General features: G+C 63.1%; 27 protein-coding genes (1 of these 27 only partly in view). 11 read left to right on the top strand and 16 right to left on the bottom strand.

Annotated features, from left to right (window positions below; translation table 11 throughout):
* On the top strand, positions 1-1,206 hold the 3' portion of the coding sequence (accC, locus tag K0B96_RS02145) for an acetyl-CoA carboxylase biotin carboxylase subunit (RefSeq protein ID WP_220163327.1). 159 nt of this gene lie to the left of the window's left edge; 1,206 of the gene's 1,365 nt are visible here — the last part of the coding sequence; its start codon lies beyond the left edge, outside the window; the stop codon is at positions 1,204-1,206.
* A gap of 63 nt (positions 1,207-1,269) precedes the next feature.
* Here accC and K0B96_RS02140 read toward each other — a convergent pair whose 3' ends face one another.
* The 10 genes from K0B96_RS02140 to K0B96_RS02095 all read right to left on the bottom strand — a co-directional run bounded on the left by K0B96_RS02140 (position 1,270) and on the right by K0B96_RS02095 (position 10,572).
* The gene (locus K0B96_RS02140; RefSeq protein ID WP_255558811.1) at positions 1,270-2,214 is read right to left on the bottom strand and encodes a 50S ribosomal protein L11 methyltransferase; all 945 of its coding nucleotides are present in this window, start codon (positions 2,212-2,214) and stop codon (positions 1,270-1,272) included.
* 30 nt (positions 2,215-2,244) lie between these two features.
* On the bottom strand, positions 2,245-3,636 hold the full coding sequence (gene creD, locus K0B96_RS02135) for a cell envelope integrity protein CreD (RefSeq protein ID WP_220163318.1): 1,392 nt from the start codon (positions 3,634-3,636) through the stop codon (positions 2,245-2,247).
* Positions 3,637-3,702: 66 nt separating this feature from the next.
* Positions 3,703-5,058, bottom strand: coding sequence for an ATP-binding protein (locus K0B96_RS02130; RefSeq protein WP_220163316.1), 1,356 nt, complete (start codon positions 5,056-5,058; stop codon positions 3,703-3,705).
* A complete protein-coding gene (creB, locus tag K0B96_RS02125) occupies positions 5,055-5,759 on the bottom strand; it encodes a two-component system response regulator CreB (RefSeq protein ID WP_220163314.1) in 705 nt (234 codons plus the stop codon). Before creB ends, K0B96_RS02130 begins: the two co-directional genes overlap by 4 nt.
* Positions 5,760-5,805: 46 nt before the next feature.
* Entirely contained in the window at positions 5,806-6,588 is a 783-nt protein-coding gene (locus K0B96_RS02120) for a helix-turn-helix domain-containing protein (protein WP_220163312.1), read from the bottom strand.
* Between the two features lie 5 nt (positions 6,589-6,593).
* Positions 6,594-7,166 carry a phosphoribosylglycinamide formyltransferase gene (gene purN, locus K0B96_RS02115; RefSeq protein ID WP_220163310.1) on the bottom strand — a complete coding sequence of 191 codons (573 nt, stop codon included), beginning with the start codon at positions 7,164-7,166 and terminating at the stop codon, positions 6,594-6,596.
* Between the two features lie 3 nt (positions 7,167-7,169).
* Positions 7,170-7,664, bottom strand: a complete 495-nt coding sequence (locus K0B96_RS02110) for an adenylyltransferase/cytidyltransferase family protein (protein ID WP_220163308.1) — start codon at positions 7,662-7,664, stop codon at positions 7,170-7,172.
* Positions 7,665-7,732: 68 nt separating this feature from the next.
* A complete protein-coding gene (dnaJ, locus tag K0B96_RS02105) occupies positions 7,733-8,884 on the bottom strand; it encodes a molecular chaperone DnaJ (RefSeq protein WP_220163306.1) in 1,152 nt (383 codons plus the stop codon).
* 75 nt (positions 8,885-8,959) lie between these two features.
* Entirely contained in the window at positions 8,960-9,526 is a 567-nt protein-coding gene (locus tag K0B96_RS02100) for a nucleotide exchange factor GrpE (RefSeq protein WP_220163305.1), read from the bottom strand.
* Positions 9,527-9,624: 98 nt separating this feature from the next.
* The gene (locus tag K0B96_RS02095; RefSeq protein ID WP_220163304.1) at positions 9,625-10,572 is read right to left on the bottom strand and encodes a type I phosphomannose isomerase catalytic subunit; all 948 of its coding nucleotides are present in this window, start codon (positions 10,570-10,572) and stop codon (positions 9,625-9,627) included.
* 101 nt (positions 10,573-10,673) lie between these two features.
* Between K0B96_RS02095 and K0B96_RS02090 the strand changes: the two genes are divergently transcribed.
* The gene (locus K0B96_RS02090) at positions 10,674-13,181 is read left to right on the top strand and encodes a DNA translocase FtsK (RefSeq protein ID WP_220163303.1); all 2,508 of its coding nucleotides are present in this window, start codon (positions 10,674-10,676) and stop codon (positions 13,179-13,181) included.
* A gap of 54 nt (positions 13,182-13,235) precedes the next feature.
* Entirely contained in the window at positions 13,236-14,048 is an 813-nt protein-coding gene (locus K0B96_RS02085; RefSeq protein WP_220163301.1) for a helix-turn-helix domain-containing protein, read from the top strand.
* Positions 14,049-14,202: 154 nt separating this feature from the next.
* Here K0B96_RS02085 and K0B96_RS02080 read toward each other — a convergent pair whose 3' ends face one another.
* The 4 genes from K0B96_RS02080 to K0B96_RS02065 are packed head-to-tail and all read right to left on the bottom strand — an operon-like array spanning position 14,203 to position 17,719.
* Entirely contained in the window at positions 14,203-14,808 is a 606-nt protein-coding gene (locus K0B96_RS02080; RefSeq protein ID WP_220163299.1) for a hypothetical protein, read from the bottom strand.
* Between the two features lie 18 nt (positions 14,809-14,826).
* Positions 14,827-15,831, bottom strand: a complete 1,005-nt coding sequence (floA, locus tag K0B96_RS02075; protein WP_220163297.1) for a flotillin-like protein FloA — start codon at positions 15,829-15,831, stop codon at positions 14,827-14,829.
* On the bottom strand, positions 15,828-16,304 hold the full coding sequence (locus tag K0B96_RS02070; protein WP_220163295.1) for an NfeD family protein: 477 nt from the start codon (positions 16,302-16,304) through the stop codon (positions 15,828-15,830). The genes floA and K0B96_RS02070 overlap by 4 nt, the downstream gene beginning before the upstream one ends.
* Positions 16,301-17,719, bottom strand: a complete 1,419-nt coding sequence (locus K0B96_RS02065) for an NfeD family protein (RefSeq protein WP_220163293.1) — start codon at positions 17,717-17,719, stop codon at positions 16,301-16,303. The genes K0B96_RS02070 and K0B96_RS02065 overlap by 4 nt, the downstream gene beginning before the upstream one ends.
* Before the next feature lie 122 nt (positions 17,720-17,841).
* Here K0B96_RS02065 and K0B96_RS02060 point away from each other — a divergent pair, with 122 nt between their 5' ends.
* Positions 17,842-18,762, top strand: a complete 921-nt coding sequence (locus K0B96_RS02060; protein ID WP_220163291.1) for an aldose epimerase family protein — start codon at positions 17,842-17,844, stop codon at positions 18,760-18,762.
* A 55-nt stretch (positions 18,763-18,817) separates the two neighbouring features.
* Here K0B96_RS02060 and K0B96_RS02055 read toward each other — a convergent pair whose 3' ends face one another.
* The gene (locus K0B96_RS02055; RefSeq protein WP_220163289.1) at positions 18,818-19,648 is read right to left on the bottom strand and encodes a phytanoyl-CoA dioxygenase family protein; all 831 of its coding nucleotides are present in this window, start codon (positions 19,646-19,648) and stop codon (positions 18,818-18,820) included.
* Between the two features lie 74 nt (positions 19,649-19,722).
* On the opposite strand from K0B96_RS02055, the gene K0B96_RS02050 reads away from it, so the two are divergent.
* From K0B96_RS02050 to K0B96_RS02030, 5 genes are all read left to right on the top strand, one after another.
* Entirely contained in the window at positions 19,723-20,553 is an 831-nt protein-coding gene (locus tag K0B96_RS02050) for a helix-turn-helix domain-containing protein (protein ID WP_220163280.1), read from the top strand.
* 52 nt (positions 20,554-20,605) lie between these two features.
* Entirely contained in the window at positions 20,606-20,962 is a 357-nt protein-coding gene (locus K0B96_RS17605) for a Sec-independent protein translocase subunit TatA/TatB (protein WP_220163278.1), read from the top strand.
* A gap of 12 nt (positions 20,963-20,974) precedes the next feature.
* Complete coding sequence (locus K0B96_RS02040) at positions 20,975-21,250, top strand: Smr/MutS family protein (RefSeq protein ID WP_220163276.1); 276 nt, start codon at positions 20,975-20,977, stop codon at positions 21,248-21,250.
* Entirely contained in the window at positions 21,250-22,494 is a 1,245-nt protein-coding gene (locus K0B96_RS02035) for an alkaline phosphatase family protein (RefSeq protein WP_220163274.1), read from the top strand. The genes K0B96_RS02040 and K0B96_RS02035 overlap by 1 nt, the downstream gene beginning before the upstream one ends.
* Before the next feature lie 86 nt (positions 22,495-22,580).
* Positions 22,581-23,120 (top strand): DUF4199 domain-containing protein, encoded by a 540-nt coding sequence (locus K0B96_RS02030; RefSeq protein ID WP_220163264.1) that lies wholly within the window; start codon positions 22,581-22,583, stop codon positions 23,118-23,120.
* 132 nt (positions 23,121-23,252) lie between these two features.
* On the opposite strand, the gene K0B96_RS02025 is transcribed toward K0B96_RS02030, so the two are convergent.
* Positions 23,253-23,432, bottom strand: coding sequence for a hypothetical protein (locus K0B96_RS02025; RefSeq protein ID WP_220163262.1), 180 nt, complete (start codon positions 23,430-23,432; stop codon positions 23,253-23,255).
* Positions 23,433-23,515: 83 nt separating this feature from the next.
* Here K0B96_RS02025 and K0B96_RS02020 point away from each other — a divergent pair, with 83 nt between their 5' ends.
* Together K0B96_RS02020 and K0B96_RS02015 are read left to right on the top strand one after the other, a co-directional pair.
* Positions 23,516-24,418 carry a LysR family transcriptional regulator gene (locus K0B96_RS02020; RefSeq protein WP_220163260.1) on the top strand — a complete coding sequence of 301 codons (903 nt, stop codon included), beginning with the start codon at positions 23,516-23,518 and terminating at the stop codon, positions 24,416-24,418.
* 38 nt (positions 24,419-24,456) lie between these two features.
* Positions 24,457-25,737 (top strand): MFS transporter, encoded by a 1,281-nt coding sequence (locus K0B96_RS02015; RefSeq protein ID WP_220163259.1) that lies wholly within the window; start codon positions 24,457-24,459, stop codon positions 25,735-25,737.
* The last annotated feature ends 17 nt before the right edge of the window (positions 25,738-25,754 follow it).

The raw sequence follows: 25,754 nt of genomic DNA, 5'->3' as shown, positions 1-25,754 counted from the left end.
CCCAAAAGCGCCGACAGCTACCTCCGCGCCGACCGGATCATCAGCGCTGCGGAGATTGCCGATGTAGATGCGATCCATCCCGGCTACGGCTTTTTGTCCGAAAATGCGCGCTTCGCCGAACAGTGTGAATCCTGTAACATCAAATTCATCGGTCCTAAGTCAAAATCCATCAAGATGATGGGAGATAAGTCGGTTGCCAAGGACACCGTGCGCAAAGCGGGCGTGCCGATCGTTCCCGGCAGCGACGGCCCGGTGGCCTCTGAAGCGGAAGCCGTCAAAATCGCCCGCAAAATTGGCTATCCCATCATAATCAAAGCGGTCGCGGGTGGCGGCGGGCGTGGCATGCGCATCGCCCACAACGATGTCTCGTTTGCCAAAGAATATCACGTGGCTCGCAACGAGGCCGAAAAGGCATTCGGCAATGGCGCCGTTTATATCGAGAAATACATCGAAAAGCCCCGGCACATCGAATTCCAAATCCTCGCCGACAGTCATGGTAAAGTCCTACATCTCGGCGAACGCGACTGCTCCGTCCAACGCCGCCACCAGAAGCTGATCGAGGAATCTCCCTCTCCTTTTCTCACCCCCGATTTGCGCAAGAAAATGGGCAAGGCCGCCGTCAAGGCCGCCTCCGCTGCGGAATATGAAAACGCCGGCACGATCGAATTTTTAGTCGATGCGAAGGGCAATTATTACTTCATCGAAATGAACACGCGCATTCAAGTCGAACATCCTGTAACCGAAGAGGTTACTGGCATCGATTTGATCAAGCAGCAAATCCGCGTGGCGAACGGCGAAAAGCTGGAATTTGATCAAAGCGACATCAAGTGGGAGAAGCACGCGATCGAATGCCGCATCAACGCCGAAGACCCCGCGCGTAACTTCGCCCCGTCGCCCGGCACGATCAGCCTCTATTACGCCCCTGGCGGCCATGGCGTCCGCGTCGATTCACACGCTTACGGCGGTTACACGATCCCGTCGCACTACGATTCGATGATCGGCAAGTTGATCTGCTTTGGCTCTAGCCGCAAGATCGCCCTCGAGCGCACCTATCGCGCTCTCAGCGAATATATTATACGAGGCGTGAAAACGACCATTCCGCTCCACAAGGCGATCATGGCCGACCCAATTTTCATCGAGGGCAAGGCCACCACGGCGTATATGGAAGAGTTCCTGAACCGAACTCCGACGGATTTGTTCTCCTGATCGGCTGCCAAAGCCGCACCGCACGGCACGAAGCCTTCGTGACCCGTGCGGCCTCGCGGTCTCTTACGAAAGCGCGGCCGGACGTGAAAGCATCACGTCGCTCCATTCGCCCAGCACTCGCCCCTCAATCGCCCAACCCGGCGCCGCGGCCCGAAACGCTTGCAGAACATCCGCCTGCTCGTGGGCCAAGATTCCGCTCAGCACCAGCGTGCCTCTCGGGGCGACCGCAGCGATCAGTTCGCGCTGAAATCGGATTAGCACATCCGACTGGATATTAGCCATTAAAAGATCCGCTTGGCGCTCTCGGAGTCCGCTCACTAAATCGGCGACAAAAAAGTCCGGACCGGGCTGCAGGCCATTAAGCGCCGCATTCTCCCGACTCACGCGCACGGCCTCGGGGTCATTATCGAAGCCGATCACGCTCGTAAAGCCGAGCAGCACCGCGGAAAGCGCCAGAATCCCCGAACCGCAGCCAGCGTCCACGATGCGCGCATCTCTTGCCAAACGGGGCGCGAGGCCCACGAGCCTTTCAACGCACAATCGCGTCGTTTCGTGATTCCCCGTTCCAAACGCCAGACCCGGGTCGAGCCACAGCACCGCATCGCCCGCCGGAACCGCGAATTGGTCGCGTTGCCAAATCGGCACCCAATGCAAACGCCCGAATTTCCACGCCTTGAAATGCGCCTTGTAGCTGTCGCGCCAATCTTGATCTGCCAACGGTCGCAGGGCCGGACTACCCTTAACGTTCACCCCTAGCCCTTTAAGTGCTTCCCACGCGTGCCAGCTTTCCGCTTCGTCCTCGAATACTCCGATGACCCAAGCCTGTTGCACAATGACGTCTTCCACGACGCTCCATCGTCCATCGCCGTGATTCAGTAACAGTTCGTCAATGGCACCGGCCTCGGCGGGCGGGATCTCGCATTTGAATTCGTAAAGGCTCACTCCGCCACCGTCCTGCGACCCGCCCAGGGATGCAAGAAGCGATCCGATGAGATCACCTGCGCCCACGCCGAAAGACTTGCGACTCGGCTCAAACGCTCAGAGCGGTGCGGGACCTTCTGTGTATCCGTTGGCCACGCTGCGCCGGCTCAACCACATCAGCACCGCCACGATCGCGAACAACGCCCCCGTGCCCGTCAACAGCGCAAAATCCTCCAGTCCCAGCACGAGAAAGAGGTAACCATAGATGGCCCCCAAGAGCGTTCCGACGACCACAGCCCGCCGGCCGCTCTTCAGCAACGCCCAGCTATAACCTGCGATCAAGGCGGTAGATGCGCCCGCTGCGATCGCGTAGGCCGCCCCGAACGGCAGCAATTCCGCCGTCGCCAATAGCCCGAGGAAAAACAGGCAAATCGCCCCGCCGATCAGCAGGTAATTTAACGCATTCAATCGCATTCGACACACCAGCTCGAATCCGTAAAACGCGCCGAAGATCAACGCCACGAACAGCAACCCGTATTTCGTCGCGCGCTCGATCGATCGATAGGCGCTTACGGCTGGCGCCAGCTTCACGCCGAAAGCCGCCGCTTCAAGCTGCCCGTATTTGGGTGCCCCTACACTTCTGAGGCTTGTCCAATGCGAAGGGAATTCGCGCGCGAATTTGCCGATCAGCCACTCGGCGGAAAATCCTCCCGCGCCCACCTCCCGTCGCGTCGGCAGGTAACCACCGCAAAAACTCGGCGCCGGCCAACGAGACTCAAGCCGCACCGTGGTTTTTTCCGCCAACGGCACGAGCATCAACGACCCGCTGCCGTCGATCTCAAGCGCCATCGTGAACTCAAGCTCTCCGCTTCCCTCGGGGATCGGCGCCGCGCTTCTCAAACCCGCCGGCCAACCTTGCGCGCCGTTCCATGGCTCGACCGCCGCGTGCTGTGTCGCCCACGTGACGCTCGCTTCGCGAACGCGCCTCACGTCCGAAATGCTGACGCACATCCACGCGCGACCCCACTCCGGCTGCGCATTCTCGACTCCTGTGAATGCAAAATCAGGCCGCGCAAACCGTCCTCGCACAGTCAACGCCGCGGTGAATACATCTGCGGCGTAGATCCCACGTTTCCGCACGCTCATCTCGATCGCTCCCGAGGTTGTCATCTCCTTAGGCAAAAAATACGCCTCCGCGGATAACGTGCGGCTCTGCGCTTCTTTGTGCCGCATGCCCCCGCTTTCCACCCACACTTCCTCGTGGACTTGGTAGTGGTAAGGCACGACCAACACCGGCCCTGGCAACGTTTCATCCTTCCCCCACACCCGCGTCACGTCCTCGACCGCGCTTTGAAAGCGCCGTTCGCGCTCGTCGCGCGTCCCGTTGACCATCCCGATGGGTATTAACATGAGAAGCGCGATCACCCCGAGTCCGAACAACTTGAAGGCCGACGCGCGGCGTCGGATCCATGCTTGGGCTGCATTGAATACTGAACCGGTGTTTTCCATCGCGCCATCTTCCCTGCCCCTCGTGAAGACTTGATGAAGCCGCGGTGAATTCCGCGCGAATTCCCTTCAACGCGGCAAACTCAACCGCGCTGTTGTCCCGCCCCGCGCCCCTCCTTCCACGGTGATCGTGCCGCGATGTAAGGTCGCGACCTCCTGCACCAAGCTCAGACCCAGCCCCGTGCTCTTTCGCCCCGTCACCGGACGTGCCAATGAATAGAAGCGCTCAAAAATTCTCTCTTTCGCGTAAGGCGGAATGCCGGGCCCGTCATCCTGCACCGTGACCGCGCCTCGCGCGTCCGCCTCTGCCACACGCACTCTCACCACGCCATCCGCCGGACTGAAATCAATCGCGTTTTGCACCAGGTTGGCGATCGCACGCACCAAGAGAAACCGCTCCCCCGGCACGATCACGACGCTGCCGCTCACCACGAGGCCAACACCTCTCGCCTCGGCGGCCAACCGCACGGACTCCACGACCTCGTCGGCCACCGCCAGCAAGTCCACGTCCTCGATCTCGATCCGTCCGTTCCGCGCCTCCACCGCCGATAATTCCAGCAGCCGATCGACGATCGCCGCGATCCGCTCCGACTCCACCTCGAGATGGCGCAAAAACCGCTCGCGTTCTTCCGCCGGCAAATCCTCGCGCAATAATTCCGCCGCCCCGCGCACCCCGGCCAGCGGAGCCTTGATTTCATGGGCCAAAGCCTGCGTGTAGCGCTCCACGTAAGCCTTTCCCTCCAACGTGCGGCGCATCCGCTCAAACGCTCCCGCCAACGCCTGCACTTCCTTCGCGCGCGACGTCGGCGCCGCACCGCCTTCTCCCTCCCGCAGCGCTTCCACGTAGGTGGTGAGTCGCTCCAACGAGCGCGTCAACCGCTGCGCGATCCACCACCCCAGCGCCATCATCGCGCCGGCTACGCCCAGCCCAAACGCCGCCAGCCGCCAGCGTGCTCGCGCAATCTCCCCGACCGCACTGTCGATCGACCGCGCAACCACCACAAAACCCACGGTGCGCTCCTTCTCCACCACGGGAGCCCACGCTCGCAATTCCCGACCAACCAAAGCGGCACCCCTTCCCGTCGTCCCACCGCCCGCGTCGCCCAGCATCACCGGCGGTGCGCCCTTTGCGGCGGCGATGGCAGCGGCATCGCTCCCGCTCACCGTGAATATCTGCACGCCCCTTCCCTCTTCGCGCACCGGAACCGAAATTCCCTGCCGCCAGTCCCGTGCAGCTTGCGCCTCATTCGCGTTTCTTACGTCTCCGGCCCCACTCGCCAAAACCGTCGCCACTTCGGTGAGCGTGTGGCGCATCGACTCCATGTAACGCAGTCTCACTTCCCGCAACACCAGCGCCATCAACACGCAAAACCCCGCCGCCGAAGCCGCCACGTAAACGCCAAAGATCGCCGTCCGAATCCTCATCGCTTCGTCTGTTCGCGCACCGCGTAGCCCAGTCCGCGATGCGTGACGATCGGATCCGCATCCGGCGTCACGGCGCGCAACTTCGCCCGCAACGATTTCACATGCGCATCCACCGTGCGCTCCAAACTCGCTCCTGGATCCTCCCACGCCTGCTCCATCAGTTGTCCTCGCGCCAGCACGTGGCCCGGCCGCGCCAGCAACGCGCACAACAAGCGATATTCGTAACGCGTCAGCTCCAACCGGACGCCATGGTAACGCACTTCGCACCGCGCCGCATCGACCGCAAATTCTTCCCCGCCGACCTCCGCCGACGCTCCCGCTTCCGCCGGCTCATCGCGACGCCCCCGGCGCAGAATCGCTTTCACGCGCGCCGTCACCTCGCGCGGACTGAACGGCTTCGTCACGTAATCGTCCGCGCCCAACTCCAAACCCACCACGCGGTCCACCTCCGCGTGACGCGCCGTCAGAAACAGCACGGGCACATCGCTCTGCCGCCGGATTTGCCGGCACAAATCGAACCCGCTTCCGTCCGGCAGTCCCACGTCCAGTATCACCAACGCAAACGCCTCGCCCGCCAGCGCGCTGAGCCCCGCCGCCCCGGTTGCACGCCAGTGCGGCACGAACCCATCCGTTTTCAGCGCGTAGATCAGCGTATCCGCGATCGCCGGCTCGTCCTCGATGATCAACACCCGGGGCAACATCGTTTCTCCACGCCAACGACAACCGCCGGGCTTGACGATGCTGAAACTACGCCCCGGCCCGCTCGCGATATTCGCGCGGACTCAATCCGCTCGCCGCTCGCACCGTCTTGTTGAAAAAATGCAGATCCGGCAGCCCCACCTCGGCGGCGATCGTTTTGATCGCGAGCGTCGAATGCGCCAGCAGGTGCTGCGCCCGCTCCACTCTGCGCTGCCGGATGTAGCCCTCGACCGTCACGCCAAACTGCGCGCGAAACAACCTCGTCAAATGGTTGTGCGACACCTCCGCGCGCTTCGCGATATCTGGAATCGACAACTTCTCCGCCATCCGCAACTCGATCTCCCGCACCGCCCGGCCCAGCGCCGGATGCAGCCGCTTCCGCGGTTCGCGCTCCGCCATCGGCGCCCCGGCGAGCTGCCACAAAACATCCCACAATCGCACCGACGCCCGACGCGGCTGCGCCGGCAGCCAACCCGCCGCCTGCTCCAAACCTTCGGCGAGCTCAGCGAACACCTCGCCCGCATCCTGCACCGCCTGCATCGCCACCAAGTCGCCGCCCGTCGCCAGGCGGAAGTGCGCAAAGATGTGCCGCGATTCTCCTTTATAACGATAAACGATGCGCGTGTTCGGCGGCGTTACTCCCGCGCACCCCGGACCGATCGTCATCCTGTGCCCGTCCAATTCGATCTCCGCCTCGTAGCGATACAAATGCACCGCCCACAACTCCGGCAGCAAATACTCCTCCACCCTTCGCTTCTGCCCGTGCACCGCCAGCCCCGCTTGCACCAACACCGGTTGGTTTTTCAGCGGCATCTGCCAGACGACGCTCATGCGGCTCAGCGTTCGCTCAAACGCGCCACCACCGCCGGCAGCAACGCGTGCTCCGCCGCATGCATCTTCCCCGTCAACGCCTCCAACGACTCGCCCTCCTCCACGCGCACCGCCGCTTGATCGAGGATCGGCCCGCCGTCCACGTCCAATGTCACCGCATGCACGGTGCAACCGGTGATCTTCACGCCCCGCCGCCACGCCTGCCCGATCGCATCCAACCCCGGGAAACTCGGCAGTAAACTCGGGTGCAAATTGATGATCTTCCCTTCAAAGGCCGCCAAAAACGGCATCTTCAGCACGCGCATGAATCCCGCCAGCACGATCAAATCCGGCGCGCACGAACTCAGCGCCGCGATATACGCCTGCTCCGCCGCGCCATCGAGTTTCGTCTTATACGGCGCCGCATCGAGAAAGTTCGCCGCCACACCGAAACGCGGCCCCAGCTCGAGAATTCCCGCGCCCTCCCGGTCGGAAAAAATTTGCGTCACTTGTGCGCGCCCGAGCCGCCCCTCCGCCTGCGCCCGCAGCATCGCCTCTGCATTTGAACCACGTCCGGAGCCGAGAATTACGACGTTCATAAATCAGACTTCGCCAGCCGCTTTGATGCGCGCAATCAACTGCGTCGTACTGAACCCCGGCAGAAACGGCAGGAATTCGATGCGCACGCCCAGCTCCTCCAGCGCCGCGCGCTCCTCGCCGTTGAGTTTCTCCAGCGTGTAGTCGCCCGCCTTGCAATAAATGTCCGGCCGCAACGCCCGGATCTCCGCCGTCAACCGCGGCTCGCGAAACACCACCACCACATCGACGCACGCCAGTGCGCCCAATGCATACGCCCGCTGCTCTTCCGTCTGCACCGGCCGCTGCGGACCCTTGATCGCCTTCACGCTCGCGTCGCTGTTCAACGCGATGAACAACGCATCGCCGCGCGCGCGCGCCTGCTGCAAATAGTAAAGATGCCCCGTGTGCAGCAGATCGAACACGCCGTTCGTCAACACGACGCGCCGCCCGCTCGCACGCAGCCGCTCGCGCGTCGTGACCGCATCCGCGAGGGTCATCAATTTCGGATTGTCCAGCATCGGCCCCACCACGTTTCCACGCGGCCCGGACGTTGTAAATGCGCTTCGGTGCCGCGCCCGCTCGTCGCCTAAAAAAACTTTTTCGCCTTCTCGAAAAAGCTCTTCGACGTCGGCTCGTTCGCATCGCCACTGATGCGCGCGAACTCCTCGAGCAACTTTCGCTGCTCGGCCGTGAGCGATTGCGGCACTTCGACATGCACCCGCACGAGCTGGTCGCCCTGCCGCGAGCCGCGCAGCGACGGCATGCCTTTGTCGCGCAAACGGAAGGTCGTGCCGCTTTGCGTGCCCGCCGGGATTTTCAAAGACCCTTTCCCGAAGAGCGTCGGCAGCTCGATCGTGCCGCCCAAGGTCGCCAGCGTAAACTTGATCGGAATCTCGCAAAACAGATCGTCGCCCTGCCGCTCGAAGAGCTCATGCTCGCGCACCGACAGCACGATGTAGAGATCGCCCGACTGCCCGCCGGCCAGCCCCGCCTCGCCGTTCCCGCCCGAGCGCAAACGCGATCCGGTATCCACACCCGGAGGGATGCGCACCGTGAGCTTCACCGTCTTCGGCATACGACCCTCGCCGTGACAGACCGTGCACTTCTTCTCGATCCGCGTGCCCGAGCCGGCACAGGTCGGACACGTTTGCGTGAAGGTGATGATACCGCCGGAGCGGCGAATCTGGCCCGCGCCGCGGCACGTAGGGCATGTCACCCGTTTCGAGCCCGGCTCCGCTCCGCTGCCATCACAGCGTTCGCAGGACACGTTCTTCCGAAACGAAATCTCCTTCTCCGCGCCCCGCGCCGCCTCTTCGAGCGTGATTTCGAGATCGTAACGCAAATCCGCGCCGTCGCGGCCGCCATCGCGCGCGCCGCCACCGCCGCCGAACATCTCATCGAAAATCCCCCCGCCTCCGCCGCCGCCTTGCTGGCCAAAGACTTCGCGGAAGATGTCGAATGGATCGTGAAACCCGCCCCCGCCGCCGCCACGTGGCGCGCCCGCCCCCGGCCCTTGAAACGCCGCGTGCCCATAACGATCATAGGCCGCGCGTTTGTCCGCGTCTTTCAACACGTCATAGGCCTCGGAGACTTTCTTAAACATCTCCTCCGCCGACTTGTCTCCCGGGTTTTTATCCGGGTGATACTGCACCGCTTTCTTGCGGTAAGCCTTCTTCAGTTCCTCTTCCGTCGCGGTTTTCCCGACGCCGAGCAACTCGTAGTAATCTTCTTTGGCCATGTTAGTTGAAACGGCATGGGTAGCCGGCGAGCAGGCGAAGAGAAAAGCCTCCCGCCTGCAAGCACGCGTGCCCCTTTAGCTCTTCCCTTCTTTTGCCGGACCGCTCGAAACGACCACGGACGCCGGCCGCAGCAGCCGCCCGTTCAGCGAATAGCCCGTGCGCACCACCGTCGAGACATGCTCCGCAGGCACGTCCGCGCTCGGCTGATGCGAAATCGCCTCATGCAGATTGGGATCAAAAACCTGCCCCGCCGGCGCAATTTCCTTCAACCCGTGATTCGCCAACGCCGATTTCAACTGCGTCAGCACCATCTCCACCCCGGCCGTCAGCGCCTTTACATCCGCATTGGGTTGCTTGGCGGCCGCCAGGCCCAGCCCGAGATTATCCAGGACTGGCAGCAAATCCTCCAGCACGCGTGAGGCCGCGAACAGTCGCAATTCCTCCTTCTCGCGCACCGTGCGCTTGCGGAAATTTTCATGGTCCGCCACCGCGCGTACATACCGGTCGTAATGTTCCGCCGCTTCCTTCTTGGCCGTCGCCACATCGCCATTGGCGATCGGCTCCGCTGATTCCGCCGTCCGGTTGGTGTCGCCCGGCGCTGCGGAGGTGGGTTCTGTGGTGTCAGCTGAGTCTTTCGTCATGATAAGCCGGCCATTAAACTACGGCTTCATGAATTCTTCAAGCGCACACGCCCTTCCCGGGGCGTGAGCGCCACAATTCTCGGCCGCGCACCCGCGCGTCAGACCGCAAAATTCTCCGTCACCAGAATGATCGCCGTTTCGATCGCGGAAAACGTAAACGCGCTCGCATACGGCAACACCGCATTCTCACCGAAACCCAACTCGCTCTGGCCGCACTTCACGCGCCCCGCGACGACGCTCACGATGCGCGGTTGCTCGCCCGCGGCGAGCGACAACCGCTCCCCCTTCGCCAACACCACACGCCGGATTGTAAACTCATCGGAATCCGCAATCACCGCCGACGTCGGCGAAGCCCGCACCGGCTCGGGTTCAAACACCTCCCAATTGATGGAGCGCAACGACTCCGCCAGATGCAGCGTCCGAGGTTTCCCGTCGAGGCCCACCCGCCCCCAATCGTAAACCCGATAGGTTGTGTCCGAATTTTGCTGGATTTCGAGGATCAGACTGCCGGCGTCGATCGCGTGCACTTCTCCGCTGTGGACGAGGATCGAATCGCCCGCGGCGACGCGAAAATGGTGCACACACTCCTCCAGCGTCCCCTGCTCGATTGCCCGCTCAAACTGCTCCCGCGTGACGCCATGTTTCAACCCCACGATCAACTGCGCGCCCGCCGTCGTCTTGGCGATATACCAGTTCTCCGTTTTCGGCTCTCCCTTCAGCTCGTTCGCCACGGCCACCGGCGGGTGCACCTGCAGGCTCAGCCGCTCGCGACAATCGAGCCACTTCACCAAGATCGGAAACGGCCGGTCTTTCGCCCATTTCGGCCCCATGACGTTTTCGACATTCTTCCGCAAAACCTCGCGGATCGTCTCCCCGGCATGCGTTCCTCCCCGCACGACTGACTGCGCTTCTGGGCGATCCACGATCTCCCAACTTTCGCCAATCGGCCCTTGTCCCGGCAGGGTGCGTTGCAGCGCGGCTTCGAGCGCCCGACCGCCCCAAACCCGCTCCTGATACAACGGCGTGAATCGCAGGATTTCGTTCATAAAAATTTCATCGTTCTCAAACCACCCTTGCCGGCTCTTTGCGTTTGACCACCCTTGTCGTTGCCGTGGAATCCGCCGTAATTCCGGCCGTTCCCACACAAATGCCCAAGTCCGAGACTTCAAACTCAATCGACGGCCCGTCCTTCGCCGCTCCTCGACATCGCCCCCATTGGTGGACCGCCCTCGGCTGCCTCGTCGTCGGCACCTTGATTCTCGTTGCTCTGCTCAGCTACTCGCCGTTGCAGACATCGTATCACACCACCAATCCCACGGAGAAAAATCTCGTCGGCTGGATGGGCGCGAGTTTTTCCGCGGCCTCTTTTTACGTCATTGGCATCGCGACGTGGCTGATTCCGGTTTTCCTTTTCTGGATGGTCGTCGTGGCGGTGCGCAACGCCCGCCGTCTCCCGGGCACGCGTCTGGCCGCGATGGTTTTCTCCATTCTCGCCCTCGCCGGCATTTCGGCGATGTTCGAGAGCTTTCAATCCAGCGATTACCTCCCGCAAGGGCCTGGCGGCTGGATGGGGCACCTCGTTTACCAAGGCGCCTTGCGCGATTTGCTCGGTGTCTTTGGCACCGGTCTCCTCCTCGGCTGCGTTTACGTTTTCGGCCTGATGTTCATTTTCATGAAAGACATTGGCGCCGAGTTCGAGAAACACCTGCTGGCGTTTCACGCGTGGCGGGCCGCTCGCGCCAAAACTCGCGCTGAACTGCGCGCCGCGCGCGCAGAAGAGAAAGCCGCCCGCGCCAAGGCCAAAGGCGACCGCGACAAACCCGCCACCGCCACCAGCGTGCTCCCGGCCGTTGTAGAAAAGGCACCCGCGCCCGGGCCTGTCGGCCCCGCCGGCCGCAAACTCGTCATTCCGAAAAACGAGGAGCCGCTCGCCAAGCCCGCGACCCGGCCGCCCATGCCCGAGCCGGAGCCCTCCCCTGCGGCCAAAGCCCCGCCGCTCAAGCTCGCGCGCTCTGTCGCCACCGGCGATCCCGCCAGCGATGCCAAGGCCCTCGCGGCGGCCACCGGCAAATTCGAACTCAATATCGTCAAGGCCGAGGAGTCCAAGAAGTCCAAGACCGCCACGCTGGCGCCGCGCAGCGATGATAAAGATTACCAGTTTCCGCCGCTCACCCTGCTCAAGGAACAGGTCAAAGCCGCGGCCGGAAACTCGGAGGAAGAACATCGCCAGAATGCGGAAAACCTCCTCCGCATCCTCAGCGAATTCGGCGTCGAGGTGACGCTCGGCGAGATCCACGTCGGCCCCGTCATTACTCGCTACGAAGTCGTTCCCGCGGCCGGTGTCCGCGTCGAGAAAATCTCCGGTCTCGATAAGAACATCGCCCTCGGCATGCGTGCCCAGTCCGTCCGCATCCTCGCGCCCATTCCCGGCAAAGCCGCCGTCGGCGTGGAAGTGCCGAACCAGCACCCCACGCCCGTGGGCATGCGCGAGATCCTCGAGAGCGAAGACTGGAGCGGCGCGCGCGCCGAGCTCCCGATCGCGTTGGGCAAAGACGTGTCGGGCAAGCCACTCATCTCCGACCTCACGAAGATGCCCCATTTGCTGATCGCTGGCGCCACCGGCTCAGGCAAGTCGGTCTGCATCAATTCCATCGTCGCCTCCATCCTGTATAGCGCGTCACCGAAAAACGTGCGCCTCCTGATGGTCGATCCGAAGGTCGTCGAACTAAAGGTCTTCAATCCGTTGCCCCACATGCTGATTCCCGTGGTCACGGAACCGAAGAAAGTGCCCGGTGCCCTGAAATGGCTCCTCGGCGAGATGGAACAGCGCTACCAGATTTTTGCGAAGTGCAACGTCCGCAACATCGTCGGCTTCAACTCGCGCAAGAAGAACAAGCCCGACGAGCTTCCCCTCCCGGCCGACTCGCAACCCACCCTCGAAGGCATCACGCCGCCGCCCGACGATATCGAAATCCCCGAGCGCCTGCCCTACATCGTTGCGATCATCGACGAACTCGCCGATCTCATGATGGTCGCGCCCGCCGAGATCGAGACCTCCATCGCCCGCCTCGCGCAACTCGCGCGCGCCGCCGGCATCCACCTCATCATCGCCACCCAGCGCCCGTCGGTGAACGTCATCACCGGCGTCATCAAGGCCAACCTCCCCTCCCGCATCGCGTTCCAGGTCGCCTCGCAAGTCGACTCCCGCACCATCCTCGACACCAAGGGCGCCGACACCCTCATCGGCCGCGGCGACATGCTGTTCTCGCCGCCCGGATCATCCCGCCTCGTGCGCGCGCAAGGCGCCTTCGTCGCCGATGAAGAGGTGCTCGAACTCGTCGAATTCCTCAAACGCAACGGCCCTCCGCAATATGCGCTCTCAGTCCAACAACAGATTGATCGCGCCGCCAGCGAAGACGATGAAGAGGAAGACGGCGCCGACGGCGATCTCGGCGACGACGAAGCACTCTACGAACAAGCTCTCGACGTCCTGAAGTCGTCTCGCCGCGCGTCCACCTCGATGCTCCAACGCCGTCTTCGCATCGGCTACAATCGCGCCGCCCGGCTCATGGAAATCATGGAAGACAAAGGCATCGTCGGTCCGGAAAACGGCTCCAGCCCGCGCGAAATTCTCGTCGACCTCGATTCCCTCTGAGCCCGACGAGAACATCCTTCCCTTTACCCATCAAACACCCTAACTGACCATCTCATGCAGACTATCGGCGAACGCCTCGAAGACGCGCGTAAGAAAAAGGGGATCTCCCTGCGCGAAGCGGCCGAAGCGACGAAGATCCGGAGCGATTATCTGCAGAATTTTGAGACCAACAAGTTCGACTTCGATCTCGCTGAAATCTACGTGCGCGGCTTTTTGCGCACCTACGCCAACTTTCTCAAAGTCTCGGCCGACAAGATCGTCAACGACTACACGGCCTTGACCGCCAGTGCCTCGCGCACGCGTCAACCCAACCGCGAGGTCTACGGCCGCATGGATATTTCCGTCGCCTCGGCCGCCCCCGTCAACGAGGTCTCCGCCGCCGCCGCTCCTGATGCCAGCACCACCGAGACGCCCCGCCGCCTTCCCCGCCCAGGCAATGTTTCCGCCGGCGCGGCACTTGACCCTGCGATCGTCTATCGCATCGGCATCGGCGCGTTGATTGTGGTTGTTCTCGGCCTCATTGCTTGGGGCATCTTCGCGCTCGTGCACAACAACAAGCCAGACGCCGCCCGCGCGAGCACGAGCAACCTCAGCGTCACCCCCGCCAACGAACCCTCGATCACCTTTGTGGCGCTCGATAGCGTGCGGATTAAAGTCTCCGTGCGTAATCCCGATGGCACACCCGGCGATGTGCTGCTGCCCGACGTCACCCTCACCCGCGGCGAAAGTCGCACGGTGCCCAAGCGCGGTCCGCTTTACCTGACCGCCACCGCCTTGGAAAATGTGGCGATCGAGGAAAACGGCCGTCGCATCAACATTCGCGATCAAGGCCTCACCGGCTACAATCGCGTGCAGATCGGCCGCTGAGCGGTCAACGCCTCCGCGGTTTCGCCGCACCTGGCGATCCGTTCGTCCAACGCGCTACGCTGCGCATCTTCGCTGGCTCTCGCTCGGAGCCATCCCCGCGTCACCGGCCGAACGACTCCACGTCGTCCGATCCTCGCTCAACGGCCGCTCCCCGTTATCGCAAGCCCACCGGCGGCCCGAGCACTTCCCGCCAGATGACCGCCCGCCGCAGATCGCGCGCATCGCGCAGATCGCCCGCGAGCGTTTGCGCCGACGCCTGTTCTCGCGCCACCGCCGCGGTTTGGGTCGCGGCCAATTCCGCTGCCCGCTTGCGCGCCGTGATCCTCGCCGCTTCCAATGCGCGCAACTCCTCGGCCAGCCGTTCCTGCCGCTCCAACACCGCGGCTGTATGCGCGTTCGTCTCCGCCGCCGCTTCCTTCCTGACGGCTTCGCGCTCCTGCCAAAGCTCCGTCGCACGGCGCATGGCGGGCTGTGGCTCCGGCGAACCGCCAAACGGCGGCATCGGCAGATTGGCCCGAGGGCGCACGACAGGCGGCGGCATCGACGAGGGCGCCGCCGGTTGCCCGCGCCGGCGTTCCTCGATTTTACGACGGATTTCTTCCTGCAGCTGCCGCGTGCGCTCGTTCGCGTCGGTGCCCGCCGCGCCGCTGTCTTCGTCGTCGCGCTCGTCGGCCCCGGCCTTGCGCTGGCTGTTCAACCAATACGCAATCGCCGCCGCGATCGCGATGACGACCTTCAGATGCTCTAAAATCCAATCCATTGCGCGAGAGCGGGGGCGTTACTTTTTGCCACCTTCGCCGCCGGCAATGCTCTGCCGCATCGACGTATCCGCCTGCACATTTTCCATCCGGTAATAATCCATTACGCCGAGCCGCCCGCTGCGAAACGCCTCCGCCATCGCCTGCGGCACGAGCGCCTGCGCTTCCACGACCTTCGCCTGCATTTCCTGCACGCGCGCCTTCATTTCCTGTTCGAGGGCCACCGCCGCCGCGCGCCGGATTTCCGCCTGCGCCTGCGCGATGCTCTTGTTCGCCTCGGCCTGGGCTTCCTGGAGCTTCGCGCCGACGTTGTCGCCCACGTCGACGTCCGCGATGTCGATCGATAAAATCTCGAACGCCGAACCCACATCGAGACCGCGCGCGAGCACCGTTTTCGAAATGCTATCCGGCGATTCGAGCACCACTTTGTAGCTCTCCGCCGAGCCGATGGTCGTCACGATGCCTTCGCCGACACGCGCAATGATCGTCTCTTCCTTCGCGCCACCAACGAAGCGGTCCAGATGGGTGCGCACCGTCACGCGGGCTTTCACTTTCACCTGGATGCCGTCCTTGGCCACCCCATCGATCGTCGTGCGTCCGCTCTCAGGGTTCGGGCAGTCGATCACCTTCGGATCGACCGAGGTGCGCACCGCTTCTTCGACGGATTTTCCGGAGCCCTTGGTGGCCAGATCGATCGCGCACGAACGCTGCCAGTCGAGCGCAATGCCCGCCTTCTGCGCCGCGATGAGCGCATGCACGCACGCGAGCACGTTGCCGCCCGCGAGATACTGCGCCTCGATGTCGTCGATCGAAAGCTCGATGCCCGCCTTCGTGGCGCGGATGCGCGCGTCGACCATGACGCTGTAAGGCACCTGGCGCAGCCGCATGGCCACGAGATTGAGCATGCTCACCGGCGCTCCGGCCAGCATCGCCCTCAGCCAGACGCTGAAAAACGACACCACAATGATGAAGATGACGAACGCGGCGATTCCGAGTGCGACGAAGAGGATAAAAGACCAGTTCATGTTTCTTTGGGTTGAGAGACGACTATCCGAAAATTGTCCATGCTGACGACCTTAACCGTCGTGCCGCGCGCAATGAGCCCCGATTGGGAAAACGCCTCGTAACGCCGACCGCCCACCAACACGTAGCCGCTCGGTGCCAGCGTCGTCGCCGCTTCGCCTATTTGGCCCACGACCGACTCCGCTTCCGCCACCGGCGGCTGGCTCTTGGAGTGAATCGCTCGCCGCAAAAACAGCTTCCCGCCGAAGCGGGTGCGCGGCAGCCACGCGAATTCCGCATACAGCATTCCTCCGAGCAACACGGCGCCCACCACGCTCGCGATCAGGCCGCCGCCCGGCCCGAAATCGTGAAACGCCAGCGCGCACCCGCCCAGCATCGCGAGCCCGCCGATCACGCCCAGCACGCCACCGGGCACAAACACCTCGAGCCCGAGCAACACGAGACCCGCCACGAAAAGCAGGATGATCGTATTCACGATTCCAATTTCTCCACCACGAGCCCGAAGTCCGTCCGCCGCGTCACCACGATCCGCGTGTTCGCGTCCAATGCGCCCACTTCCACGCGCGCTTCAAAACGCCGCCCGTCCACTTCCACCTGCCCCGCGGGTCGCAGCGCGCTCACCGTCACGCCTTCGCGTCCTGTCAGCGGCGCCGCCACCATCGCGGGCGCCACCCCGCCGTCCTGCGCACTCGCGCCAATCGCGGAACCAAGAATCATCCGGTCCCAGAACAACCCGCGCGGGAGAAATCGCACCAGCGCGAAGCCCAGGCCCACGGCGATCGCAATACCCAACCCCAGATTTTGCAGCGGCCCGATCAGGTCTTCCGAAAAACTCACGGGCTCGCCCGGCCACAAATCCGTCATCGCCCACACCAGCGAACCCAGCATCAACACCAGGCCCGATACGGCCATCACGACCACACCCGGAAAAAAGAACACCTCGACGCCCAGCAGCAGCAGTCCCACTGCGAATACGAGCATTGGTTCGTGACCCGAGAATCCGGCGACGTAGTGCCCCAGAAACACCACCGCGAGCAACGTGATGCCGCTCACGCCAAAGATGCCGAAGCCGGGCGTCTTGAACTCGATGAATAGAGCCAGCAACCCCAGTCCCAGCAGCACCGGCGACAATGCGTTGAGAAAGACCGACAATCGCTCCGACCACGTCACGTCGAGACGCGTCACCGTGAAACCGCGCGCGCCGAATTTCTTCTGCAACAAGTCGTCGATATTATCGGCGATCCCGGCACCCAGCAGCGGGTGCGGCGGCTCGCCGTATTCCTTCATCGCTTCGCTCGCCGTCAGAGTAAGCAACTCGCCTTTGGGTTTCAGCACTATGTCGCCGATTTTCAGCTCGTAATCCTCGTCGAGCATCGCCGACACCACCTGGCCGCGGTAACCCTTTCCTTCCGACACCGAGCGCACTTCCGCACGCAGAAAGCTCACCACTTTCTGCTTCATCGTTTTGTCGATATCCTGCCCGTTCGAGTTCACCGGAGCCGCCGCGCCGATTTTCCCGCGCGGCGCGAACCAGATCTCATCCGTCGTCGCCGAGATGAACGCCCCCGCCGACAACGCCTGGTCGTTGACGAACGTGATCGTCCTGCCCGGAAACTTTTGCAGCGCTTCCATGATGGCGAACGTCACATCCAGCGCGCCGCCCGGCGTTTTCATATCGAGCACCACCACGTCTGCCTTTTGTTCGATCGCTTCCTTCAAGCCGCGCCGGATGATGTAGAGTTGCGGTTTCGCAATCTCCTCGCGCACCGGAATCACCACCACCCGCGTCGGCGGTGGCGCAGGAACTGGCACCGCTTCGCCCGCAGGCGGCGCAGCGACGCCCGCCATCGCCAGCAGTCCAAACCCGAGGAGGGCAAGCAAGCGATGCATAGGCCTTCACCTTACCCGGAGCGCTTCCGCCGGCGCAAGCAAACCCGGCTGCCCGCTCTCCAGGCTCGTCATTTGCCGAAATAGTTCTTTCCGCGCGGCGCATCCCGTGCTTTTTCCCGCCCATGGAAATCATCCCGTATCTGGACGGCACACTGCGGCGCTGGCAGGTCGGCGGGTCCACTTTTCTTGCTCTCCCGGAACGCGGCGCCCGCTTGATGAATTGGAATGTGACGCTCGGCGACGGCTCCGTGCGCGATGTCATCTATTGGCCCGAGGTGCAGTCGCTCGACGAGATTGCCCACATTCGCGGGGGCAATCCGATCCTCTTTCCTTTCACCGGCCGCACGTTCGACCAAGGCGACATCTATTTTTGGCGCGCCGACGATGGCGTGCGGCGTCCGATGCCGATGCACGGGCTCGCACGTCAAGGCCGCTTCGAACTCGCGCAAATCGACGCCCGCGGCTTTAGCGCCGTCTTCGTGCCTGATGCGGCGGCGCGGGAAGCCTACCCCTTCGATTACGAGTTCACCGTCAGCTATCGGTTCGAGGCTCTCGGGCTCTCGTGCGAATTTGCGCTGCTCAACCTCGGGCGCGTTCCCCTGCCGTGGAGCGCCGGCCATCATTTCTATTTCACCCTGCCGTGGCACGAAGGCACGCAGCGCTCCGATTATTTGATCCATCTTCCCGCGCAACAACACCTGCGGCAGGACAAAAAAGGCCAGTTGGTGCCCGGCCCCGATCTCGCCACCGACGAGAACCTCGCCAGCCCCGACCTCATCGACACGCTGCACCTCAAGCTTTCGAGCAACGAGGTCGTCTTCGGGGAAAAAGGCCGGCCCGGCGACATCGCCGTCCGCCTCGGCGCCGCCGATGTGCCGCCGCCCGACGCGACTTTTGTGACGTGGACGCAGGACGACGCCGCCCCCTTCTATTGCGTCGAGCCGTGGATGGGCCCGCCCAACGCCGCCGAGCACAAAGTCGGTTTGCATTTCGTGAAGCCCGGCGAGACCGGCAAATTCACGGTGAGCGTGCGCCTGAAATAGAAAAGCCGGGCACGCTCGCCCGGCTCTGCTCACAATTTCCGATTGCCGGCGCGGCTCAGTGCGAGCCGCCCTTCCACCCCTCGCCGCAGGGGCCGCCCGAGGACTGCGATTCCACTTCGTATTCAGAGCCATCCATCCGCACGAGCGGGCGATAGCTGCCGGAAATCTTCTGCACGTTGCCGGCGGCGTAGTGACAAATGAAAGCGCGCCGAAACCGCGTCTTCGAGCGATTCGGCCCGGAGCCGTGAATGAGACTCCCGTTAAAGAACAACGTGTCGCCCGCCTTCATTTGCGCGAGCTGCGCCTTTTTGCCCTTCGGCACGGGGACGAGATGCGATGTGTAACTCTCGCCGCGATTCGCCGTTTCCGGGCACGAAATTTCCGCGTCGTTCGTCTTCGGCACGATCATCATGCCGCCGTTTTCCGCGTCGCAGTCGTCGATCGCGGTCCAGGCCGCGATGCACGTGCCCGGATCGACGAGCAGGTAAAATTGATCTTGATGCAACGCCTGCCCCCGCGCGCCCGGCGGCTTGAAATAAAACATGCTCTGCGTCGCCACGGGATCCGTGCCGAAAAATGCCCGCAACCGATCCGCCACGCGAGGCAACAACATGTAATGCCGCGCCCGGGCGTTGAACCGGTGGGGCATCATCACCCGTGGATACTGCGCGAGCGGATCGTCCGGATTTTCCACGCCGTCGTAAGACTTCGTGCGCTCGTAATATCCCGGCACACCCTCTGCGTGCATCTTGTTGAAGACCTCACGGATCTCCTCCACTTCGCCGGGCGAAAAAAGGCCGCGCGCCACACAATATCCCTCGCGGGCGAACTCCTCCGCCAGCGCGGAAATTTCTTGGTCAACGGGGGTCTTAAGATCAGCAACCATGATTCACACCGTAGCATAGTTTCCCTCGCTTTAGAATATGGCGCGTTGGTAAAAACCTATAATATCCTCCTGCCATGACCGCGCGCTCCAACACGCCCGCCCCCGTCCCCGGACAGCTCATCACCGGGCACTTTCGCGAAGGACCGCGTTACGCCACTTACCGCGAAAACGGCACCCGCGACTGGATCATCGTCGAAACCCTCGATGGTCACGGCCGTTTCGGCTCCGCGTCCGGGGAGTGCGTCACTGAACCCGGTGATATCGTGCTGGTCGCTCCCGGCACGTTGCATGACTACGGCACCGCCCTCGGTGCCGACGCGTGGGAGATATTGTGGGCTCACTTCATTCCCCGCCCGCACTGGCTCGACTGGCTGAACTGGCCCGTCATCGCCCCTGGCCTTCACTTGATTCCGACCCATGGCCACGAGTTTGAGTCGCGCATCACCCAGCGCTTTCGCGATGTCGTGCGCCTCAACGCTTCCTCCAGCCGACTGCGCGAGGCGCTCGGAATGAACGCGTTGGAAGAGGTCCTCTTGTGGTGCGACCACTTGAATCCTCACACTTTGACGCTGGGCGTGGATGCGCGCATCCGTCGCGCACTGGATTTGATTCACGATGACTTTGCGCGACCGCTCTCCGTCGCCGCCCTCGCGCGGCACAGCGGCCTTTCGCCGTCGCGTTTTACGCATCTCTTTCAGCACGAAACCGGTGCCACCCCGCAACGCTACCTTGAACTTCGCCGCCTCGGCCGCGCCCGTGAACTCCTGCAGTTCACCCAGGCTCCCATCGCCGAAATCGCGCGCCAAGTGGGCTACGAGAATCCCTTTTACTTCACCCTGCGCTTCAAGCGCCTGACCGGCCAAAATCCTCGCGCCTGGCGCCTCGCCTTCACCCGCGCGCGTTGAATCGCGCATTTTCCAGTTACATTTTTAACGCGATAGGCTACGGTGCGGGGTCATGACTTTCTCCGCGCACACGTTGGCGTTTATCGAGGGCGTCGGCGGCCCCGAGCTGATGATGATCATGTTGATCGTCCTCGTCCTATTCGGCGGAAAAAAACTCCCTGAGTTCGCACGCGGCCTCGGCAAATCGATGCGCGAATTCAAGAAAGCGGCCAGTGGCGTGGAGGAGGAAATCCGCCGCGCGATGGACGAGCCGCCACCCGCTCCGCCCGCCCCTCCCGTGCGCACCGCGGTTCCCGCCGCGCCCGACGTGGCTGCGGTCGCGGCATTACCCGCGGCGCCCGCGTCTCCTGTCGCCCCCGCCGCCGAAGTCCCGCCCGGCTCCGCGGTCCCACCGCAGCCGCAGACGTAACGTTTTTTCGCCGTGGACGCTCCCGAGCACGCGGTGCCGCTGCCGATCACGGGGGAACTCGACCTGCACACCTTTCGCCCGCAAGACGTGGGCGAATTGATCCCGGCGTATCTCGCGGAATGCCGCGCTCACGGGTTGCGGGAAGTACGTATCGTCCATGGCAAAGGCTCCGGCACCTTGCGCACCACTGTGCACACGCTTCTGCAACGCTCTCCGCTCGCCGCGCGCTGGCGCTCCGGCGATGAACACAGCGGCGGCTGGGGCGCTACGATCGTCACTCTCCACTGATGCAAACGTCCTGCCCTCCTCTCCGCTTTCGTCTGCTGCTGGTGCTTTCCATTCTGCTGGCCGGCGCCCGTGTTTTCGCCTCATCGCCGATCGCCACGCCACCGCCGCTGCTGCTGATTTCCCTCGACGGGTTTCGCGCCGACTACTGCGACCTCTATCCGGCCGAAACCTCCCATTTGCGCGCGCTCCGGAGCGACGGTGCCTCGGCCGCAGCACTGATCTCCGTTTATCCCAGTAACACGTTTCCCAATCACTACTCGATCGTCACGGGCCTGTATCCCGCGCACCACGGCATCATCAACAACGATTTTTTTGATCCCGCGCGCGGCGAGTTCTTTCACTACAACCGGGCCGCGATTTCCGGCGACGGCACGTGGTGGGGCGGCGAGCCCATTTGGGTGACTGCCATCAAGCAAGGCCGCCGCAGCGCTTGCGCCTTCTGGCCCGGCTCCGACGCCGCGATCCAAGGCATCCGCCCCACCTTCTGGCATCCTTACGACTACAGCATCCCCTTCGAAAAACGCCTCGACGAATTGCTGAGCTGGCTTTCGGACGCCCCCGCCCAGCGTCCGGCCGTCACCACCTTTTACCTCGAGGAAACCAACTCCGTGGGCCACCGCTTTGGCCCGCATTCGCCCGAAATCCGCGGCGCGGTCAAGCTCCTCGACGAACGCGTGGGTATGATCGTGGACCGCCTGCGCCAAGCGGGCATCGCGGCCAACATCATCGTCGTTTCCGATCACGGGATGACGGAGTGCACGCCCCAGCAAGTCGTCCTCTTCGACGACTATTTCGACTTGAAGAAGGTGCAGATCGACTTTTCCGAAACCGCCGCCGGCCTGCGTCCACTCGCCGGCGCCGACGCCGCCGCCGTGTTCGCGAGCGTGTCGCGCATGCCGCACGTCCACGCGTATCACGGCGATGCGATGCCGCCGCGATTTCATCTGACCGCCAACCCGCGGATTCCGCCCATCTGGCTCGTGCCCGATGAAGGGTGGTGCATCATGAGCCGGGAAAACTTTACCAAGTACCAATCCCACTTCGATCGCGGCCAGCATGGCTACGACCCCGCGCTGCCGAGCATGCATGCTCTCCTGATCGCCCATGGTCCCTCGATCCGCCCCGGCGTGCGCATCCCGGCGGTCGCCAACATCCATCTCTACAATCTCATGTGCGCCGCCACTGGACTAAAACCGGCCGCCAACGATGGCGACGACCGCCTAGTGCGAGCTTTCTTGCGCTAAGATACCCGCTCGTCCACATCTCATCACCGTTCGTCCTACCCCGATTGCCCGCGGGCAATCACCCCCGCACGCTTCTTCCACCTCCAATGAAAACTAACCTCCTCTACGGCTTCGTCCTCGCCCTGGTCGGCTTCCTCGTCTCCCTCGTTTTCTACATCACCGGCTTCCACAGCTCGGTGGAAAAAATGGAGGCCACCTCCTGGATCTCCAACACCCTCCTGTTCGTGATCAGCATCGTGGTCCTCTATCTCGGCATGGCTGCCAAACGGGCGGCCGCCCCCGCCGATCGTCAGTGGACCTACGGCTCCGCTCTCGGGACCGGCGCCGGGATCGCCGTTTTTGGCGCACTTTTCGGAATTGTTTTCACCTACATCTATTTCGCTCTGATTAACCACAACATGTCCGACCTCATTTATCAGGTGCAGGTCGCGAAGATGGAAGCCAAGGGCATGAGCTCGGATCAAATCGAGAAAGCCGAACCCATGATGCGTGCGATGATGAGTCCTGTCGCCGCCTCGCTCATGGCTGGCGTGGTCGGTTTCATCTTCAACTTTCTGATCTCTTTGATCGTGGCGATTTTTGTTCGCCGCCGCCCCGTTTCCACGCCGCCGCCGCTGGCCGTGTAATCACCTTCCTCTCTCAAAACGCGGGCCGCGCGCCCGCGTTTTTTTGTGCCCGCTCGCCACCCCGTCACCTCGGGCCACAAAAAAAGCCCTGCGGCGCAAACCTCAGGGCTTCGAAAGGGGAACTAAGCCGGCTCAGCGGCTGCCGGCCCGCGGGGCCGTCAACCGATACTCCGTCGCCAGCCCAGCGATGAGTGCAATCACGGCTCCGAAGCCGACGAGTGAATCAACGCTGACCGTCGAACGGACAAGCAACACAGCGGCTACGGCTGCAACGCCGAGGGTGACCGCTAAACGAACTAGGTTAGTTTTCATGGATTTTCCTTACCCGCCGAGAATACCGCCACCGTTGCAATAAGTGAAATATGCGTTTTCTATCACTTCCATCGCTTTAAGTTATGGAACTGACTCAACTCCGCTACCTTCTCGCCGTCGCTGAAAGCGGCAATTTCACGCGGGCTGCCGCCCAAAGCAATGTCTCTCAACCCGCTTTGAGCCAACAGATAATAAATCTTGAAGCGGAGATTGGCCGTAAGCTTTTCCATCGTCTCGGTCGACGCGCCGTCCTCACCGAAGCTGGCGAAAACCTCGTGGAACGCGCGCGCCGCATCCTCTTCGAAGTCGAAAACGCCGCCAAGGAGTTGCAAGACAGCCCCACCGCATCCGGCCGGATCGTCGTCGGCGCCGTGCAAACGGTGATGCCCTACCTCGTGACGCCGCTCATCGCCCAGCTTCGCACGTCACATCCGCATCTCACGGTGGATGCCCGCGAGGATTTCCGCCACGACCTCGTCGCGAGCGTGCTGGAAGGCGACGTTGATTTCGCTGTCGTCCCCCTGCCCCTCGATAACCGCCGGGTGTCCATCGAGCCTTTGTTCACCGATCCCCTGTTGCTCGTGGTCGGTCACAGTCACCCGATCGCGCAACGCGCCGAGATCAACATCAACGACTTGGCCGGGGAAAATTTCGTCACTCTCGGCCAAGGCAGCACGCTCGCCGCGCAAATCCGCGCGTTTTTCGGCGATCATAACTTCGAGCCGCGCATCCGCTACCGCTGCGCCCAAGTCGCCACGTTGAAAATGTTCGTCTCACTGGGATTGGGCATCTCCATCCTCCCGCAACTCGCCCGCCAACCCCGCGATCAGGAAACGCTGACCTACCTCCGGCTGACCGGCATCGAGCCCACCCGCGAACTGGCCGTCGTGCGCCATTTGCAACGTTACCAGACGCGCGGCGCCGAGCAGTTCTTAAAGGCCCTGCGCGAAGCGGTGCGTCCGCCCGCCCCGCCCGTCGCTTCGTGAATTGCGCTTCCGCCTAAAAAGGCAACGATCCGCCCTTCATGCCTTCGGCCGACGTCCATCACGCCCTCACGCCACGCCGCGAACGCGCGACGTTGCTGGCGCTCGCGGCCGTGCAGTTCACGCACATCGTGGACTTCATGATCATGATGCCGCTGGGCTCCCAGCTCATGCGGCAGTTTGACATCACGCCCGCGCAATTTTCGCACCTCGTCGCCAGTTATGGCTTGGCCGCAGGCGTGAGCGGACTGGCCGGCGGCTTCATCCTCGATCGCTACGATCGCAAACGCGCGCTCATCGCGCTCTACTCCGGTTTCGGCCTCGCCACCCTCGCGTGCGGTTTCGCTCCGACCCATCTCGCGCTGCTCGCCGCCCGGATCGCTGCGGGCGCTTTCGGCGGCGTCTCCGGCTCAATGGTCACGGCCATGGTCGGCGACATCATTCCGATCGAGCGTCGCGGGCGGGCGTTGAGTGTCGTGATGAGCGCATTTCCCATCGCGTCGGTGATGGGCGTGCCGGCGGGTCTGATGCTCGCCGGCCACTTCGGCTGGCACGCGGCGTTTATCATGCTCGGTGCCTGCGCCGCGGCAAACGTCATCCTCGCCGCGGTCGCGCTCCCGCCCATTCGCACGGCGGTGCTGACCACCAACCCGTTTCGCCAGATGCGCGAGATTGTCACGCACGGCGTCCACCTGCGCGCCTTCGCTCTCGGCGGAGTCCTGGTGATGGCGGGCGGCTGCCTCGTGCCGTTCATCGCTCCTTCCATGATCGCAAACATGGGATTGACCGACAACCAACTCCCGTGGGCTTACGCCGCCGGCGGCGCGTGCACCTTCTTCAGCATGCCCGTCGTCGGCCGGTGGAGCGATCGCGTGGATAAATTTCGCCTGCTCGTGTGGATGTCCGTCGTGGCGATTGTCGTCATGCTGGTTTTCACCCGCCTCGGCCCGACGCCTCTCGTCACCGTCTGCGTGATGATGGCGCTCTTTATGGTGTCGATGTCCAGTCGCTACACGCCCGCGATGGCGATGATCACCAACGCCGTCGAGGCGCGCTACCGCGGCGGCTTCATGAGCGTCAACGCCTCGCTCCAACAAGCCGCGTCGGCGGGCGCCAACATTCTCGCCGGCGCGTTTGTCACGACGGGAGCCGGCGGCCGGCTGGTCGGTTTGCCGATGCTGAGCTACGCCTCCGGCGGCTTCTTTTTGCTCACCGTTCTCGCCGCGCATCAGCTGCGCGCGGCCGCGCCGCACGTGTCCGCGCCGGTGCCGTTTCCCACGAGCCACCGGCCGGTCGCGGAGGTCGAGTTGCCCGCCGCCTGAGTTCGCCCATGCTGTCA

Source organism: Horticoccus luteus (genome assembly GCF_019464535.1).
GTDB classification, from domain to species: Bacteria; Verrucomicrobiota; Verrucomicrobiia; order Opitutales; family Opitutaceae; genus Horticoccus; species Horticoccus luteus.
The sequence above is the reverse complement of the archived record's forward strand: the minus strand, read 5'-3'. Positions and strand labels throughout refer to the sequence as shown.

Bases quoted from the DNA above. Each gene is read 5' to 3' on its own strand.
- K0B96_RS02055 (WP_220163289.1), bottom strand. From the start codon at position 19,648: ATGGTTGCTGATCTTAAGACCCCCGTTGACCAAGAAATTTCCGCGCTG.
- K0B96_RS02080 (WP_220163299.1), bottom strand. From the start codon at position 14,808: ATGGATTGGATTTTAGAGCATCTGAAGGTCGTCATCGCGATCGCGGCG.
- dnaJ (WP_220163306.1), bottom strand. From the start codon at position 8,884: ATGGCCAAAGAAGATTACTACGAGTTGCTCGGCGTCGGGAAAACCGCG.
- K0B96_RS02025 (WP_220163262.1), bottom strand. From the start codon at position 23,432: ATGAAAACTAACCTAGTTCGTTTAGCGGTCACCCTCGGCGTTGCAGCC.
- creD (WP_220163318.1), bottom strand. From the start codon at position 3,636: ATGGAAAACACCGGTTCAGTATTCAATGCAGCCCAAGCATGGATCCGA.
- K0B96_RS02035 (WP_220163274.1), top strand. From the start codon at position 21,250: ATGCAAACGTCCTGCCCTCCTCTCCGCTTTCGTCTGCTGCTGGTGCTT.
- K0B96_RS02090 (WP_220163303.1), top strand. From the start codon at position 10,674: ATGCCCAAGTCCGAGACTTCAAACTCAATCGACGGCCCGTCCTTCGCC.
- purN (WP_220163310.1), bottom strand. From the start codon at position 7,166: ATGAACGTCGTAATTCTCGGCTCCGGACGTGGTTCAAATGCAGAGGCG.
- K0B96_RS17605 (WP_220163278.1), top strand. From the start codon at position 20,606: ATGACTTTCTCCGCGCACACGTTGGCGTTTATCGAGGGCGTCGGCGGC.
- K0B96_RS02050 (WP_220163280.1), top strand. From the start codon at position 19,723: ATGACCGCGCGCTCCAACACGCCCGCCCCCGTCCCCGGACAGCTCATC.
- floA (WP_220163297.1), bottom strand. From the start codon at position 15,831: ATGAACTGGTCTTTTATCCTCTTCGTCGCACTCGGAATCGCCGCGTTC.
- K0B96_RS02100 (WP_220163305.1), bottom strand. From the start codon at position 9,526: ATGACGAAAGACTCAGCTGACACCACAGAACCCACCTCCGCAGCGCCG.
- K0B96_RS02085 (WP_220163301.1), top strand. From the start codon at position 13,236: ATGCAGACTATCGGCGAACGCCTCGAAGACGCGCGTAAGAAAAAGGGG.
- K0B96_RS02015 (WP_220163259.1), top strand. From the start codon at position 24,457: ATGCCTTCGGCCGACGTCCATCACGCCCTCACGCCACGCCGCGAACGC.
- K0B96_RS02095 (WP_220163304.1), bottom strand. From the start codon at position 10,572: ATGAACGAAATCCTGCGATTCACGCCGTTGTATCAGGAGCGGGTTTGG.
- K0B96_RS02120 (WP_220163312.1), bottom strand. From the start codon at position 6,588: ATGAGCGTCGTCTGGCAGATGCCGCTGAAAAACCAACCGGTGTTGGTG.
- creB (WP_220163314.1), bottom strand. From the start codon at position 5,759: ATGTTGCCCCGGGTGTTGATCATCGAGGACGAGCCGGCGATCGCGGAT.
- K0B96_RS02110 (WP_220163308.1), bottom strand. From the start codon at position 7,664: ATGCTGGACAATCCGAAATTGATGACCCTCGCGGATGCGGTCACGACG.
- K0B96_RS02065 (WP_220163293.1), bottom strand. From the start codon at position 17,719: ATGCATCGCTTGCTTGCCCTCCTCGGGTTTGGACTGCTGGCGATGGCG.
- K0B96_RS02130 (WP_220163316.1), bottom strand. From the start codon at position 5,058: ATGAGGATTCGGACGGCGATCTTTGGCGTTTACGTGGCGGCTTCGGCG.
- K0B96_RS02060 (WP_220163291.1), top strand. From the start codon at position 17,842: ATGGAAATCATCCCGTATCTGGACGGCACACTGCGGCGCTGGCAGGTC.
- K0B96_RS02030 (WP_220163264.1), top strand. From the start codon at position 22,581: ATGAAAACTAACCTCCTCTACGGCTTCGTCCTCGCCCTGGTCGGCTTC.
- K0B96_RS02020 (WP_220163260.1), top strand. From the start codon at position 23,516: ATGGAACTGACTCAACTCCGCTACCTTCTCGCCGTCGCTGAAAGCGGC.